We start from the raw sequence: 16,610 nt of genomic DNA, 5'->3' as shown, positions 1-16,610 counted from the left end.
TATAGCGGCTGTATATTTTCTTGTCAAGACTTTATCATTGGAGGTAAAATGAATTAGAGAAGATAGGCATAAGGCTATATGGATATTACGAAACTTTACCAGACGCAGATTTCTTTGACGGAATGGCTGGAGAAAATCGGCCATGAAAAGGCAAGGGCTTTCCGCGAGGAAGACAATGAAAAGCGTGAACGGATGAAGGTGCTCAATGAAGTGATCGGGCTTCCCTTTGACAGGCCTGTGCAATTTTCGGCAATGGATATTGCTTCGCAGAGCGCCCTATTTCAGGAATTCTTTGCCGCGCGGGGTGACGAACTATGCGCGTTAAGGCTCATTCCCCTTGACCCTTCTTTGCCTAAGCTGCGCATGCGGGGGCATACGGTAAAAGAGGCCGTGGCATGGTTCCATGCGCAGCAGATTGAACCGGTGAACTACAGGGCAGATTTTGTTTCCCATAAAACCACGCTGTGGTCAACCATTTTCGTCGTCAATGCATATGGTATTTGCGGAGAAATCATTCGCGGAGGCCACTATCAGCTCACGCAGGGGTTTTACGCTGAACAGGTGCCTCTCACATTCTCTTTTGATTGGCGTGAGTGGACATTAAGCGGAGATGATCAGGAGGCGCAGCAGCATTTGCTGGCTATCATGAAGCACCTTTTGGTAGAAGAGAGGCATATCCAGGATGTGCTGCAACAGAAATTGGGAGCTTTATTTTCAAATAATTATTTGCAGGGTTATTTTGAAACCGTGACCGTGGAGGAATCCGGGATATGGTTTCTTGATTATAATAGGCTGTTGGGATCGCTCTACAGCGAATTCCAGATTCTGCACCATCATGTTGACGTAGGGGTTAAAGCTACACTCAAGGGCCACATAGGGCATGGAGGGGTCGTGCAAGGCCGCGTGCGCATCGTGCCTGAAGCGCGCGTGCAGGAAGGAATATTTAAAGAGAATGAAGTGTTGGTGTGCACTATGACCACGCCAGAGTACATCACCCTCATCACGCAGGCAATCGCGGTAGTGACTGATCTTGGCGGCGTACTCACCCATGCGGCGATTATTTGCCGGGAATTGAAGAAACCGTGCATTGTCGGCACACAGAACGCAACCTCCATACTGCAACAGGGAGATTTGGTCGAGGTTGACGCGGATCACGGCATCGTAAATGTTTTATCGCGTAATGCAGTGCTTGCATGAAATTTTTCATATAAACGACGCGTGATATCCTGTGTGCGTGTAACACTCATTTGATACTAAAGGCGCTGAGTATTATACTGTCAATATCGTAATTTTATGGTAATTTTATGGACTCAATAGAGACTCTTCTTAATAAAATACGCGCATTTACCAATGCCCGGGATTGGGATCAGTACCATAATCCCAAAGATCTTGCCATTTCGCTTGTGTTGGAGGCTGCTGAAGTCCTAGAGCATTTTCAATGGAAAAATGGAGAAGAGCTCGCTCTATACCTCGATGCCCAGAAGGGCGAAGTGAGCGATGAACTTTCAGATGTGCTGGTTTACCTGCTAATGTTGAGCGATAAGCTCGGCATTGACCTGATCACCGCCGCGCAGAAAAAAATCAGGAAAAACGAAGCGAAATATCCCATAGAGAAATCAAAGGGGAAGAATACAAAATATACAAAATTATAAATATGCCATAATCCTCATGAAGCTACTGCAAGAGATTCATGATCGTGATTTGTTGAAAGACGCTGATACGCGGCATGGAATATATAATGATCGTAAGCTCTCGGTGCGTGCGGTCGTGATTAATTCCGTGCAAAAGATTGCGCTTGTGTACATTAAAAACCGCGGTTACCACAAGCTGCCGGGCGGCGGCGTGGAAGACGGCGAATCAATTGCCGCGTCGCTGAAGAGGGAGTTGCGCGAGGAAGTGGGCTGTGAAGTCACTCTGCTCCATGAAGTGGGGCGCGTCATCGAGTATCGCGATCGCGCGCGGCAAATGAGGGATTCGTATTGTTGGATAGCGCGGTCGGTGGGCGAGCTACAAGAGCCGCAGCTTACCCAGGATGAGAAAGAGAAAGGGCTTGAAATCCAGTGGATGGGGCTTGAGGAAGCCATCAATGTGATACGCGGTGAGAAAGTGGACAATTATTTTGGCATATTCATCCACGCGCGGGAACTGGCGTTTCTCACTGAAGCCAAGCGCATCATTGATGCGGGATTCTCACCATAGTTTTTTAAAGGATTATAGGAAAATTATACATCACATACTTCTCTAATTCGCCCCAGCCATTCGGCCACAGTTATGCAACGTGGCGAGCGGGGCGAGCGCGCATGTCCGCCTATGGCGGAAATAGGGGAATAGGGGAATAGTGTAAAAAATAAGACCGCTGCGTATATTGTAGCGGTCTTTGCTGTTTAGGAAACGTCCGTCTATAATACGATCGTACTATATGCGGACGTTTTTTACTAAAGGTTCCATAGATCAATGCCGTATTTCAAGAACCTTTGCCGGCGGATGGCGGTGAGATTCTTGAACCGCTGGTCTCCGAATTGTCGTCTTCGGAATTTCATTAAAGCTATATATTCAGATGAAGAGTAATAATTTCGCATGAGGAGTTTCCTCTGTACGATGAGCTCCTCATCGGTTACTTGTGCGTCATTTACCAGAATTGGTTTTAAAAAATGAAAATCCTCCAATCGTTGGGTTCGCCTTGGAAGACTGTCAAACTTGCCATCGGCCAATCCTGGTAAAGGAGTGAAAAATAGCGGCAGTAATTCGTCAGGTCGGAGTTCCTTAAGACCCAGTAGTGTTTGGTTAAATGTTTTAAGAGTATCTCCAGGAGCCCAGACAATGAAATTTGCGGTCAAAAATAAACCCTTATTCTTCATCATTTCGAACGCCTCGACGGTTTTCCACCAGTCCTGTTTTCTTCCTAAGCGTTTGCGACCCGCAGCGGTGATGTGTTCTATCCCGATATCCAAACCGCTCCATCCTGCTCCTGCCAGTGCTTGAACGAGTTCTGTGTCGACAAAGCGTGCGTCGCCGAATGAATGGAATTGAACCCGTCCACGAATTGTTCGTTCGGCGAGATCACAGAAGCGGAGCAACCATGGTCGAAACTTGAGGAGGAAGGGATTTTCATCTCGAACAAAGATAAAGTTGACTCCTCGTTCTTCGAGCTGTATTACTTCGTGAATGATATCTTCAGGGGATCGCATAAACCCGAGACCAGATCTGGCCGATGGGCAATAGCTGCACCCTAAAGTGCAGCCTCCGCAAATAACGACAGAAGCTGTTTTTTGTTCCGGTGGAACGCCGAAGAATTTAAAATACGGCGTCCGCGTAACCACGGAGAAGGGATAATGTCGCGGCGCTGGAATCGCGTTCCCATCGATAATTGTTCCGGTGTAGTGCCGGGGCGAATTCACGATATCTCGAATAACTCCCTCGCCTCTTCCCTTGACTACGATAGAATTTGGGTTCTCCGCGAGCACTTGCGCCGAGATCATTGATGCGTGCCAACCGCCCCAAAGTTTCACAATTGCCGAATTAATTAACCAGGTAATCCTCTGTGCTCGTGGATATCCTGCGGTGAAGCAGGAAAATCCGACGATATTGGGACCAAATTGGGCGATTGAGGACAACACTTCCTCATCGTTCAAGAAGTCGCAGTCGATCACTTGGACTTCGTGGTCGGCCGCGATCGCTTGTGCCACCCAAGCGACACCTGGCTCCGCGTAGAAATAATCATGCGGAGCCAAACCAAGAGGATTCCAATATCCACGGTCTAGTGTACCGATCGTGAATTGCAAAAACAATACTCTCTTTTTCATTTTCTCATCTCCTTTTGTTAAGGTTCATTTGACGTGATTTGTTTTTCTGGATTCTCCGGATCAGGTCCGGAATGACAGAATGTTGTGAATTTATCACTATCAGCTTCTTCCATTGCTGCTCTATTAACAATAGGTACTGAAATATTTTTTCATTACATGGACAAGGCACGGAAAATTTGACTAATTTAAGCAAAAGAATAAGATATCAATGTTGTCAGCGGTTACTAACAGAAATATGAAAATTCTAGAAAAATTGGGATTATCACAGAAAGAGGCAAGTATCTTTACCACCTTGCTTAAGCTTGGAGCGAGTGAAGTTAGGGAAATCAGCCAAATTTCGGGTATTAAACGTCCCACTGTGTATTTTTGCTTGGAGCGACTCATTAAGCTTGGGGTTATCGAAGTGAGCGTTAAAAAGGGCAAGAAAGCTTACAGCGCGGTCGATCCGGAAGAATTGTTAAAACTTGTCCGCGCGCAGAAGGCTGAAATTGAAGCAAAAGAAAATAGCCTTATGAAAGCTTTGCCGCGATTGCAAGCACTCGCTGCCGCGTCTCCGGCGACGATGCCGCACGTGAGAATATATGAAGGCGTGATGTCTCTGTGGAAACTGGGGAGCGAGCTCCTCCATGATCGGCATGATCTTCTTTTTGTGTACTCGGGAAATACAGTACTTGCACACACGACGTTGGCGCAGATCCTTAAAAAATTTACAAAAAAACGCCGCCAGATTGGTGGGTCAAAGCTCTATGCGATTACCGATCGTAATTTGATTAGTGAGAAACGGTTTCAGGAAGGCGACACGTTATTCCGCGAGTATCGCTTTTTGTCTAAACCAATTACGTTCAATTCCATCTTCTGTCTCTGTGGTGATAAAATTGTCCTGGTCTCGTTTGAGAAAGTACCACAAGCGATAGTGATTGAGAGTGTACCAATTGCGCAAATTTTGTGTTTCTTATTTTGGTCACTGTGGGAATCGCTGGGAAGGGATGAGAAAACCAAATAAACACGAATTATTTCATTTACCTTCTCTAATTCGCCCCAGCCATGCGGCCACAGTTATGCAACGTGGCGAGCGGGGCAGGCGCGCTTGTCCGCCTATGGCGGAAATAGGTGAATAGTTTTAACGGAACAAGATGCCATATCAGGGTATGATATGGTTTTTATTTTTGCCTTGAAAATTATTCTTGCCTTAGGGCTTCGACTGGCTGCATGCGGGATGCTTTGCGCGCGGGATAAATGCCGAAGATGAGGCCGACCACCACGGAAAAACATACCGCGAGCGCCACGCCTCCCCAGGAAAATTGGAAGCCCCAGTCAATTCCTGCATACCTTGCCGCATAGGTGACGGCGAAACTTTGGAGCGTGCCTAAGGTCACGCCGACAAGCCCTCCGGAAAATGTCAAGAAAATCGCTTCCCATAAAAATTGCCAAAGGATTGCTTTTTCTGTCGCTCCCACCGCCTTGCGCAGCCCTATTTCATACGTGCGCTCTGACACCGACACATACATCACGTTCATGATGCCCACGCCGCCCACCAAAAGGGAGATGGCGGCGATCGCGACAAGCAAGAGCGTGATGCCGCCGCTGATGGTGTTGATCATGGCAAGCGCATCATCCATGGTGGTGACCGAAAAGTCGTCCTTTTTAGGATCAGTAATCGCGTGCTGTTCACGCAGGATGCCGGTTATGTCTTCTGCGGTGGCATGCGCGAGATTAGGGTCTTTCAAATATGCGGTGATGGACTGGAGGTGGTCAATGCCCATAATTTTTTTCTGCAGGGTTCTCACTGGCAAGAAGACTATATTATCCATATCAAGGAACCCAAAGTAGCTTCCTTGCTCCTCCATGACGCCGATGACGGTAAATTTCGTCGTTCCCACTTTTATCTTCTTGCCGAGCGCGGCATCATCATTGAATAATGTTTTTTTTAAAGCGGTGCCGATGACCGCCACTTGTTCCTGGGATTTGTCTTCTTCATCGGTAAAAGGGCGGCCTTCTGCCACCTGCGCTTGATACAGGCCAAAAAACTGCGCTGACACACCCCAGAGCATCGCCGTTTTATCATCCATGTCAGTGCTCACAATCTCCTGACCCATTTGGTTCGCGTAATAGCCTTTGATATTAGGGTGTTTCGCTATCTGTTCCGCGTCTTTTATCTTCAGCGTCGTGATGGTAATGCCCTGGGCGAGCCCCATGGCGTTTTCGCTGGAGGTATGTTTCGTGGAAGGCACCTTGATTTCAATTTGGATAAAATCGGTACCAAAGGCCGATGCTTCGCTTAATACGAAATGCTTGATGCCCTGCCCCATGTTCATGACGAGAATGATTGACATGACACCGATCATGAGGCCAAGTACCGTGAGCAGCGATCTCACTTTGTGGGCCTTCAAGGTGCGGTAGGAGATGGAGAGGGGAGAGAGGAGAGTCATAAAGTAATGAGTGTATTTCAATTTCCAAATTCCAATGTCCAGTGTCCAAATAAATCCCAACCTTGATAATTTTCAATTCCCAGTGCTCAATTTTCAAATAATTTTCAATGCGACAATTTTCAAACATTGGAAAATTGGATCATTGTAACATTGATTGTCCCGCCGCAGCGGGATCCCCCGACAAGTCGGGGGAAAAATTGCAAAATTGAACCTTGAAAATTATGGATTTGAATTATTCATATCTCAGCGCTTCCACGGGTTCGAGTTTTGATGCCCGTCGGGCAGGATACCAGCCGAACACGATGCCCACCATGCCGGAAAAGCCAACACCAAGCACAATCGATGAGAGGGTGACCACATATTGCCATTGGTAGCCAAGGTAATTTGCCACGAGCGCCACGAGCGCGGACACCGCGGCGCCCACGATAATGCCAATGACACCACCCACTACCGTGAGCACCAAGGCTTCCGATAAAAATTGTGTCTGGATGTTGCTATTGGTGGCGCCTACTGCTTTGCGAAGTCCGATTTCCCTCATCCGCTCATTGACGGCAATCAGCATGATATTCATTATGCCTACGCCGCCCACCAAAAGGGAGATGGCGGCGATCCCCGCCAGGAAAAATTTCAACGCATTGGTGATCTGGCCGAGCGAATCAAGCGCTTGGGTTGCCGCGCGCGCCGTGAAGTCGTCAGGCATCGTGCCGGTGAGGCGGTGGCGCTCTCTTAGGATTGCTTTGGTCTGGTCGAGTGCGGTGGACACCATTTCATCGCTCACCACCTTGATGCGAATCATATTGACATGGCGGATCCCCAGCATGAGTTTTTGCGCAGTCTCGAGGGGAATAAACACTTGCATATCTTTGTTTTCAAATCCCTGCACCCCTTTTTTCTCTATCACGCCGATGACGCGAAACTGTTCGCTTTTTATCCGTATGGTTTCTCCTACGGGGCTTTGGTCGCCGAAGAGTTCCTGCCAGACTTGCCAGCCGAGGACTGCGACGCGCGCGATGCCGGTTTCGCTTGATGCGTCAAAGAAATCGCCTATCTCCATATCAGCCGATTCCACCTGCGGGTATTCGGCAGTAGTGCCGATGTAGGTGGCGTCCGTTGTTTGGTTCTGCCACTGGATGCTCTCAATGCCGCGCACGTAGCTCGTCACCGCCTCCACTCCCGTAATTTTTTTTAGCGCCAGTGCGTCCTCATGTTTGAGGGTGGTCACCGCGATGCCCATGATTGACGCGGGCGGCCCTTCTTCGTCGCTGTAGCCGGGCAGCACCCCGATGAGATTGGATCCGACGGACGTGATTTGGTTGAAGATGAGGCTTTGCGCGCCCGCGCCCACGGACATGATAATAATGACGGCGGCAATGCCGATGACAATCCCGAGTATGGATAAAAAAGTCCGGTTGCGGCTCTTTCGGAGGATTTTAATAGAGGATTTAATGGGGGAGAAAAACATAGAAATAGAAATCCAAATGTCAAAATCCCAATGTCAAATGAATGACCAATGACCAATAATGATTAAATGACAAATGCCAAATTGGGATTTTTGGAGTTGGGATTTTATTGGGAATTGGACATTGGGGTTTGGGATTTCTCATTTGATGAGTCCGTCTGCCGCCATCAGCCGCTGCTCCACCTGTTCATCGGCGATGATCGCGCCATCGTGCATCTTTATGATCCTTTTGGCCATTCCCGCGGTGTACTGTTCATGGGTGACCAGTATGATGGTTTTGCCTCGTTCATTCAGTTTTTGGAGGATTTCCATCACTTGTTGGCCTGATTTTGAATCCAGGTTGCCGGTCGGCTCGTCGGCAAAAATAATGTCAGGATCATTGACCAAGGCCCGCGCGATCGCCACCCGCTGCTTCTCGCCGCCCGAGAGCTGGTTGGAGTAGTGCCCCATACGGTGCTCGAGCCCGACTGCGCGGAGGGCGTTTTGAGAAGCTTCTATTTTATCCTTGCGGTTCGTATATTCAAGAGGGAGGATGACGTTCTCAAGCACCTTGGTGCGTGGCAGAAGATTGAATGACTGGAACACGAAGCCAATTTTTTTGTTCCTCAATGCCGCGAGATCCGTGTCGCTGAATTGCGCCGTATTCTCGCCGAGAAACGAATAGGTGCCCTTGGTGGGGCGGTCAAGGAACCCGAGGATGTGCATAAGCGTGGATTTGCCGGAGCCTGAAGGCCCCATAATAGCCACAAACTCTCCGTTCTGAATTGAAAAGGAGAGGTTGAAGAGGACGGGAGTTTCCACTTCGTCGTTCACGTAAGTTTTAGAGAGATTACGGACATCAATGAGCATAAGAGAAAATCCCAATGTCCAAATCCCAATTCCCAATAAAGCTCAAAATCCAAATGTCCAAACTTGATCATTGAAACATTGGGATTTTATTGGTCATTGGAAATTGGGATTTGGGATTTATGCACTTGGTTATTTCTTTTTGGTTCCAATGATCACGAGCTCTCCTTCCTTGAGGCCGCTGGCGATCTCGACCCTTCCGCCGTCGCCGCGCAAGCCGAGTGAAACCTCTCTCTGCTCGAGGGATGCGCCATTGAGTATTTCCACGAAGTTTATGCCGTCTTTTTCCTTCACGGCGCGCAAGGGAACCGTGAGGACATTATTGCGTTCATCAGTATGCATGATAACATCTGCGCTCATGCCCGGCTTGATTTCAGGAACAGCGTTATCAAACGCGACGGTTACTTCATAGTACACCACGCCTTCGATGATGGTTTCTGCCGGATTGATAAAGCGGATTTTTCCCGCGAAGACAGTAGCGCTGCCAAACGCGTCAAGGGTGATATCGGCCTTATCATTCATCTGCAATTTTGGGATGTCCGACTCCGGCGTTTGTACGGAAATTTCAAGGGCGTTTTCCGTGAGGAGGCGGATGACCGTCACGGCGGGCGATACGGTTTCGCCTACTTTTACTTCCACATTGGTAATAATGCCTTTTAGGGGGCTCTTCATTGTCGTTTTTTCAAGGGCATCCTGCGTCGTGGCAAGGGATGCTTGCGCTTCCCCGAGCCGCGCGATTAAGAGCGCAGATTCCTCTTTGGTGGGCGGCGCAATGGTTTTCTGGTTTTGTGCTTCCGCAGTTCTTAAATCTCCCTCTGCCTGGGTAAGGGTGGTTTGCGCCTGCGCCTTGGTCACTTGAAGTGTTTCTTCCGCGGTGGAGGCTGCCGCTTTTTTGAGTTTTAAAGCAGCTTCGCCGTTCAAGCGCGCGGTGGTAAGGTCGATGTCCGCGTCATTGAGGTCCGCGATGGAGGCGTTGAGGTCAGTCCAGGCGCTCGCAATATCCGCGCGGTAGGTGGTGAGTGTTTTTGGCGCGCTTGAGCTCACCGTGGCGTCGTTGAGCGCCAGACTTGTTTTGGAGACGGAGATCCGCATTATTGAGAGGTCTTCAATTAAGCGGGGGAACCACTGGTGGACCGCCACTTCCGTGGGCGCGTTGCGGAACAAAGAAAGGGAAGAGGAGAATCGGCTCCATGCGCTGTCTGCAGCGCTTTTCGCGCTTTTCGCGTTCTCTTTTGCTTCCGTATTATTTATGGTGAAGTAAGAATTAAAATCATTTCCGGAGTCATATATTTCCTCGAGGGTGTTCATGGCTCCCTGCGTCTTTTTTTCCGCAGTATCGGCCGCGGTTTTCGCATCGGTGAGTTTCGCCGCAAGGTCTTCCTGAAGGTTTGTCTCTGACGCGCTCACGGCAGTACGCGCCTCTTCAAGCGCTTGAGCCGCTTTTGCGATATCCGCCTCCGTGCGGATGCGCGCCTGCGCGAGGTTGTTGCGCGTGTTTTTTTCGGCGACAGATGCAAGGTACCGTTCGGTGAGTGATGCGCCTGCCATTAATTTGTCATAGTCAGCGCGTGCGGCGGCCACTGACGCTAAGGACTCGTCTACCCGCGCTTCAGCCTCTGAAGGGTCTAAGGCCAGGAGCAGCTGCCCTTCCTCCACCCTGTCTCCCTCTTTTACTTTGATCGACGCCACGCGTCCGCTTTGCGAAAATGAAAGCAGCACATCGGTGGATGATTTCACCTTTCCCGATGCGGATACGGTTTGCGCAAGGCTGTCCCTTGATGCCTTTTCGGTGAGATAGGGGACTGCGCTCTTGCGCCTTGCAAGAGAGATGCCTACCGCGCTTCCGACTGCCGCAATTATGATTATCGTGGTTATAATTTTAGCCTTTCTTTTCATACCCAGTATATCAACATCCAACGCCACACACGGATGACGTTGCATGTTTGTGGTTAATGAATGCGATTATTATGGAATGTTTATAATAAGGTTAAGTGCTGGTGTGGCGGTCGGTGAGGGAGGCAATAAGCGTTTCTTAACGTTCTCCATAGGTTCTCTTATATATCATAGTAATTCTTTAGCCAAAGATATCTTCCTCCCTCTTGGATGTTGTATAGCTGGGCATAAATTAGGCTTGTTTAAGAGAAATAATCTTATTTACCCCGTTACCTAAAATTTATTAATATTCTATAATAAAGGGTAGAAAGCGGCATATTAGGTATACTATTAAAAGCCTGGATATTGGATGTAACGGGGTATATTTTAACAGAAAATGGAGCTTTTGTACACTAAAATATTAGCGGAATTGGCTACGAAACGCGACCTTTATCACGCACGAAAGCGGGTAATTGTCTTGTGTTATATTCACATTATTTGTCATTTGGGCTATACTCAACCACGTACGAGATAATTTTATCCCCACCCTTCTGCGGGGTTATAGGCGGAAGGCACCTCAAAGGTCTTCTTAAAATAGGATTGGGATTACCAATCGTTAACATATACTACTATGGGTAAATCAATGACGAAGACTCAGTTTCTTCAAGCGCTCGCGGAGAAGACAGGGCACACCAAGAAAGAGGCAGCTAATGTGGTAGACGCGCTCGTGGGCCTCATGTATGGTGAGGTGAAGAAGGCCGGAGAGGTCACCCTGCCGGGAGTCGGCAAGCTCATGAAGAAATTCCGCCCCGCGCGCATGGGAAGGAATCCCGCGACCGGCGAGCAGATCCAGATCAAAGCAAAGACCGTGGTGAAGTTCCGGGTCGCGAAAGCGGCAAAAGATTCCATCCTCGGAGAGTAGGACAATGCGTGAAGCGAACATATCCTTTAACCACAAGGGATTCCTAGAAAGTAGAGGAATCCGTGTGAGAAAAGAAAGAAAGCCGCGGTACCGCGGTAAACAGGCAGCACCCCGCAAATGCGGGGTGCTGTTGTTATATTGTATTGGATCATTTTGTAGCGTCGGAGCTTGTCTCCGACCACCTCTGTGGCAGATAAACTGCCACGCTACAGTGCTGAACCTGGATTAATGATAACGGTTTTTAATTCAATCATCGTCCTCTTGAGAATCCTCCTGTGAATCAACGCGGATGTGTGATTGTCCTTTAATATCGGTTTCCACGCGCTGTTCGACGCTGCCGCCCTCCGCGCTCATATCGGACTGGAACTGGAAGAAGGATCCTTTATTGAGGATACGTTTCATCTTTTCAAGCTGTTCAATGGTGTTTGAAGGCACGGTGGTGGTCGCTTGGTCAAGGTCAAATATTATCGTTGTGGTGGCGCGCACGCGTGAGGGCTCTTGATCTTCAGTTTCCTCGTCATTTTTTTTCTCGCGCCGCTCCTTTATCATGGGCCAGGTTGAGGTCACGGTGAGCGGCACTCCCGGCGTGGCACGAAACTCTATTTCGCGTTTTTCCTTTTTTTCATTATTCCCCATTTCGGTCTCAACTTTTACATGGGCTTCGCCTGTCGTGTTCGTCTCAACCTTCACCTTCCATTTCGTAGGCCGGTTGCTCTTTTCTTTCAAGTAGTGAGCGGCGCGCGAGGTTTCTTCGGTGAATTGCCGCATCTGCTCAAGTGATGCCTTTACCGATGCTTTGATTTCTCCTTTGATCTCGGATGAGGCGCGCACATCCAGCTCTTGCGTAATGCGCGCGTGCTCTTCTGTATCTTGGGAAAGCGTTTCCGTGACCGTTTGCACTTTGTCTTGGGGTATGGTGGGAAGTGCCTGCAGGACTTCAGTGATATGCTTTTGGTAACGCGCGTGCAGTTCTGCTGCAATGTCTGCGTCTAATGTTTCCGATTGCGAGAGTGCTTGGAGTTCGTCAACGCGGCGGTTGGCAAGCCGCAGTTCAAGGTTGGTGCGTTGTACGGGATCTTTGGTGACGCCAAGGAGAACTTCTTCGCTTGCAATTTTTACCGGATAGAGGATGTTATCCGGCATGACGCCCTGCGCCGCGTACGTGATGCCTGACCCTAGGAGGAGCACCACGAGGAGCGATATTGAAACCGTCATCCATATTCTGCGCAGCCCGAAGCGCAGGCGCGGCAGGGGAGTGGCGCGCGGTAGCGCTCCTTGTACTGGATATTCCATCGTCCACGCAAGTTTCGTGCGCGCGCTCGCCACCCACTGCGGATCAGGCTCGCTCGCAGGCGAGGAATTCAGGGATTTAAGTTGTTGTTCGAGAGGATCCATAATGTGTAATTTTCAATTCTCAATTTTCAATTCTCAATTTTCAAATAAATCCCAATGACCTAATGTTCAAACATTGTGATATTGAAAATTAATTGCCTGCCCGCCACAGCCTTCCCCCGGGAACGTGCCGTATATGAGGGAGAATTTTTACCTTAAGAATGTTACCGTCCCCCTTGACAGGCGTTGGCAGGCGGGAAAATTGGTATTTGAAAATTGAAAATTTGTTATAATTTAATGCGGTAAATTATGCATCCAATACATCATGCATGGTAGTGGGAAGTAATTTTCTTAATTTTTTAATCGCCCTATTGGTGAGTACTGCCACATTATTCGCGCTAATGCCGAGAACGCGCCCTGTTTCTTCAGTCGAGAGGTCGCTGATAAAGCGCAGCGTTAATATTTCCCTGTGGCGTACGGGGAGCTTCAAAAGGTGCTGTTCAAGGATGAGAAGGTCGAGGGATGCGTGCGGGAGCGGCGGGGTGGCAGGCTCTTCTTGAGGAGATAACTCTTCGAGGGAAAGCGCAGGTTTGTGTTTGCGCCACCGGTCCGCGATGACATGGCGGGCCACTTGAAAGAGGAAAGCGCGGATGTCGTCGATGGGGCGCTTATTTTCTTGCAGGTACGCCCATGTGCGCATGAATACTTCCTGCGTGAGCTCTTGCGTTTCCTCTTTTTCCTGGCCAGTGCGGTAGTAGATGTAGCGGAAAATGGATTTCACCTGGGCGTCATACGCAGCCAAAAAACGCTCCTCAAGTTCCTTGTCGCGAGTTGGTATTGGTTCGGGAGGCATGTTTTTTTACGTTATCAGTAGTCGAAAAAAGGCTAGAATCATTACAATCTGGGATTTCACTATACCATAAATACCATAAAAGAGAGACTGGCAAGAAGACAATTATTTTCACGATTCAGCCGACGTAGCCATCGGCTACTATGGCGAAGTTGGCTCGTGACATTAATTGTCTTTTAAATAATATCGTAGTAATATTACCATATCGCTCTTATTCTTGCCGCTTCTTTTTAGGGAATGAAAATGTAACTTATTTACAACTTTTATGAGACCCAAGAAAGGAAAAGCGTACGCTGATACCATTTGGAAAATTCTTGAGGGCATTGGAATGCTCACCGTGGCTGTTATGGCGCCCAATGCAGTGCAGCTCTTCGGCATGGGTGCGAATCGCTATTCGATTCCGCGCAAACCGCTGCGCCGCACGCTGCGGAGATTCGAGCGACAAGGGTATGTGGAGCGGGTGAGCAGTAAACGTACCGCATGGGAGTATCGGCTCACCCAGAGGGGGAAGGAGGTATTGAAAGGAAGAGCGATCGATTCGATTACCATAATGAAACCTCCCCACTGGGACGGGAAATGGCGTATAGTCGTGTTTGATATTCCTGAAGATTTTCGCCGCGCGCGCGATGCATTCCGGAAAAAACTCCGTGATCTCGGATTCCGTTACGTGAATTTAAGCGTGTGGGCTTATCCGTATGAATGTCAGGACGAGATTAATGCGACCACGGCGTACTACAAGGTGGGGAAGTATGTCCGTTACATTCGGGCAGACTACTTTGACGGTATGGCGCAGGCGGAAAAGATGTTTGGGCTGTAATAATGCGACGCAAGGAAAATAGAAAAAGGTGAAGGGACATTATTTTCACGATCGTGAAAATAATTGCGCTCTTTATAGTATAGAATATTGGGCGTGGAGGGAAGAGGTGAGATACGAGAAATGGAAAGAACTGGCGATGAAGGGGAAATAGGAGGGACATTATTGTCACCTGCCCGCCATCTGCCTTTCCCGGGGAACGTTATGTTGGTCAGGGATAATAACAACGTGATGAATGTCACCGTTCATTGCTGACAGGCGTTGGCAGGCGGGTGAGCCAATTTCGCCATAGTGGCCTTGTGGCTTCAGTCGGCTGAATCGTAGAATTAATTGCTCTCTTGAAAAAGGCAATAATAGAAGTAGGAAGATGGCATATTCGGGAAGTGGGGAAAGACAAGGGGACATTATTGTCACGATCGTATTTTTAATTGTCGTCGGCATTCATTGAAATTCATTTCTGAATACTTATAATCATTGATGTTTTCACTTTATCCGCCTCCGCAAAAAACCGCGGGCGTAAGATACGCGGATGAATGCGGGATTGCGGACCCGCCGAAGTCCCAACATGTCGGGACGAAGGCGGCAGGCAGCTTAAAGCGGATTCCGCCGGATCTCCTGTTGAGGAAGACACCGCGGGTGTAAGCCCGCGGAGCTTCATATGAATATGGACAGAAAATTTTATGGAAATGTGATATTGTCGAGAGAGGTAATGTACAGGAAGGGACATTATCCTCACGATCGTGAGATTAATTGTCTTTCGTTTTTAGTGTTGGTTTAGATTTTAGTGCTGGTTGAGACGGACGAAAGCGGACGAAAGCGGTAGAGGGGAAGAAAGAAGATATTGGAGAGGGTGAAATGGGGGCTTAAAAATGGCAAAGCGGACAAGGTTCCTCACTCCGTGTCCGCCTTTTTTCTTCTATTTATCGAGTTGTTCATTTGCGAATTGACGATGCATATACACCGCAGGATTTTTAGCAGACAGTACATTAAGAGCAAAATCAAACGCATTTTTATCAGATAGGATGGTTGCCATCGGAACAAGTGATGGCAGATGCAAAGAGCTCCACACATCGCTTGGGGCATCCTTTGTGGATGCGGGAATGGTAATAACTGGCCAGGTTGTACGTGCGGCCAACATTGGTCCCAGTCCATTACTCATTCCCACTTTTACTACGATAGCTCCACCGTCTGGGTAATTACGCATTATTTCCTCTAACTTGTCTAAGCATACTTGCGGGTATTTGTGTCCAGACAAAGTTATCTGTTGAACTTCGACTCCTGGTAGGATTCCAGTTATTGGGAAATCATCTTTCGTTGAGGCACGCCATAAAACCATGACTTGTTTAGGAATTCGAAATCGTTCAACCAGGCTCGCTACAAAGCCATACTTTTCTTCAACTTCGTCCAAGGCTGCTCCTTCCCTAAAGAGCTGTTTGCTTAACTCTTGCCAGGTTGCATCGCGAAGACGCCAGCTATCGTTGTCAATTACATCGGCAACAACGAGGCAATTTCCGTCAGTTGTGATACCGAATTCAATTTTCAGATCAACTAAACGATAACCAAGTGTATTCCATGCTCCTTCAAGGACGAAAAAAACCCGGCGGAGAATTTTTTCCATCTCTTGCATCATGCTCGTCCCTGCAACGGAATCGCATCTTAGGGTACGCTCAAGGTTGGCAGAATTGTCCCAAGTTGGCTTTTTGGAGTGGAAGAGTTGCCATACCGGTTCGAACGGATTGGGTATAAACGGATCCTCTTCCCCTTTTGACGGATCCAATCCTTCAATAAGAATTTCGCCATCTCGTCCAATTAACTTGCCGCCAGTAGTTTTTAAAAAGAATTCTGCAACAAGACGGTGGAAACGATGAGGTGGTAAGGCGCCATCAAGTGCCAGCTCTGGATGTCTCTTAAGATAACTACCCACTGCAAGTCGACGGCCAACCACTTCTAATGGGATCATATTACAACGTAAGGCAAGAAACTCAGAAGCAGATAGTCGTTGCTTGTATGCTACAGGGATGCCAGCATCTTTCAATAGCTCGAATACGCGGCAGGTTGTGGTCGTGGCGTATGTGGCCTTTGCTTCGAATTGTTTAGTGAATTTGGGATCATCGAAGGCTGTGACGTCTGGTTTATTTTCAAAAATGGCAAGGTGTTCGTTGCCTTTGACGTAATAAACCTTCTTAGTCTTACCCTCGATTATCATTGTATCTTTTTCGAATGGGTTCATTTTACTATCTCCCAGTTACTTGTCATGACTTGAAAATCCCCCGGGTTTTGAGT

Annotated in this window: 14 protein-coding genes; 6 read left to right on the top strand and 8 right to left on the bottom strand. The window is 48.4% G+C overall.

Annotation, left to right across the window (positions count from 1 at the left end; genetic code table 11):
• Positions 1-78: 78 nt before the first annotated feature.
• From WC659_03520 to WC659_03510, 3 genes are all read left to right on the top strand, one after another.
• The gene (locus WC659_03520) at positions 79-1,197 is read left to right on the top strand and encodes a PEP-utilizing enzyme (protein MFA4872976.1); all 1,119 of its coding nucleotides are present in this window, start codon (positions 79-81) and stop codon (positions 1,195-1,197) included.
• 107 nt (positions 1,198-1,304) lie between these two features.
• On the top strand, positions 1,305-1,652 hold the full coding sequence (locus tag WC659_03515; GenBank protein ID MFA4872975.1) for a nucleotide pyrophosphohydrolase: 348 nt from the start codon (positions 1,305-1,307) through the stop codon (positions 1,650-1,652).
• Positions 1,653-1,668: 16 nt separating this feature from the next.
• Positions 1,669-2,199 (top strand): NUDIX domain-containing protein, encoded by a 531-nt coding sequence (locus WC659_03510; GenBank protein MFA4872974.1) that lies wholly within the window; start codon positions 1,669-1,671, stop codon positions 2,197-2,199.
• A gap of 236 nt (positions 2,200-2,435) precedes the next feature.
• Here the strand turns inward: WC659_03510 and WC659_03505 are convergent, their stop codons facing one another.
• Complete coding sequence (locus tag WC659_03505) at positions 2,436-3,803, bottom strand: radical SAM protein (GenBank protein ID MFA4872973.1); 1,368 nt, start codon at positions 3,801-3,803, stop codon at positions 2,436-2,438.
• A 235-nt stretch (positions 3,804-4,038) separates the two neighbouring features.
• Here WC659_03505 and WC659_03500 point away from each other — a divergent pair, with 235 nt between their 5' ends.
• Positions 4,039-4,806 carry a helix-turn-helix domain-containing protein gene (locus WC659_03500; GenBank protein MFA4872972.1) on the top strand — a complete coding sequence of 256 codons (768 nt, stop codon included), beginning with the start codon at positions 4,039-4,041 and terminating at the stop codon, positions 4,804-4,806.
• A 175-nt stretch (positions 4,807-4,981) separates the two neighbouring features.
• Here WC659_03500 and WC659_03495 read toward each other — a convergent pair whose 3' ends face one another.
• The 4 genes from WC659_03495 to WC659_03480 all read right to left on the bottom strand — a co-directional run bounded on the left by WC659_03495 (position 4,982) and on the right by WC659_03480 (position 10,433).
• Entirely contained in the window at positions 4,982-6,232 is a 1,251-nt protein-coding gene (locus WC659_03495) for an ABC transporter permease (protein ID MFA4872971.1), read from the bottom strand.
• Between the two features lie 232 nt (positions 6,233-6,464).
• Positions 6,465-7,694 (bottom strand): ABC transporter permease, encoded by a 1,230-nt coding sequence (locus tag WC659_03490; GenBank protein MFA4872970.1) that lies wholly within the window; start codon positions 7,692-7,694, stop codon positions 6,465-6,467.
• Positions 7,695-7,832: 138 nt separating this feature from the next.
• Positions 7,833-8,540, bottom strand: coding sequence for an ABC transporter ATP-binding protein (locus tag WC659_03485; GenBank protein ID MFA4872969.1), 708 nt, complete (start codon positions 8,538-8,540; stop codon positions 7,833-7,835).
• Positions 8,541-8,669: 129 nt separating this feature from the next.
• Entirely contained in the window at positions 8,670-10,433 is a 1,764-nt protein-coding gene (locus WC659_03480; protein ID MFA4872968.1) for an efflux RND transporter periplasmic adaptor subunit, read from the bottom strand.
• A 607-nt stretch (positions 10,434-11,040) separates the two neighbouring features.
• Between WC659_03480 and WC659_03475 the strand changes: the two genes are divergently transcribed.
• Positions 11,041-11,331, top strand: coding sequence for an HU family DNA-binding protein (locus WC659_03475; GenBank protein MFA4872967.1), 291 nt, complete (start codon positions 11,041-11,043; stop codon positions 11,329-11,331).
• 246 nt (positions 11,332-11,577) lie between these two features.
• Here the strand turns inward: WC659_03475 and WC659_03470 are convergent, their stop codons facing one another.
• On the bottom strand, positions 11,578-12,726 hold the full coding sequence (locus WC659_03470; GenBank protein MFA4872966.1) for a DUF5667 domain-containing protein: 1,149 nt from the start codon (positions 12,724-12,726) through the stop codon (positions 11,578-11,580).
• Positions 12,727-12,970: 244 nt separating this feature from the next.
• Positions 12,971-13,516, bottom strand: a complete 546-nt coding sequence (locus tag WC659_03465; protein MFA4872965.1) for an RNA polymerase sigma factor — start codon at positions 13,514-13,516, stop codon at positions 12,971-12,973.
• A gap of 262 nt (positions 13,517-13,778) precedes the next feature.
• Here WC659_03465 and WC659_03460 point away from each other — a divergent pair, with 262 nt between their 5' ends.
• Positions 13,779-14,330, top strand: a complete 552-nt coding sequence (locus WC659_03460) for a hypothetical protein (protein ID MFA4872964.1) — start codon at positions 13,779-13,781, stop codon at positions 14,328-14,330.
• Between the two features lie 913 nt (positions 14,331-15,243).
• On the opposite strand, the gene WC659_03455 is transcribed toward WC659_03460, so the two are convergent.
• Positions 15,244-16,557 (bottom strand): phosphoribosylaminoimidazolesuccinocarboxamide synthase, encoded by a 1,314-nt coding sequence (locus WC659_03455; GenBank protein MFA4872963.1) that lies wholly within the window; start codon positions 16,555-16,557, stop codon positions 15,244-15,246.
• Between the last annotated feature and the right edge of the window lie 53 nt (positions 16,558-16,610).

The organism is Patescibacteria group bacterium, assembly GCA_041645165.1.
Classification (GTDB): Bacteria; Patescibacteriota; Patescibacteriia; order 2-02-FULL-49-11; family 2-02-FULL-49-11; genus 2-02-FULL-49-11.
This window is presented reverse-complemented; position numbering and strand designations above follow the sequence as displayed.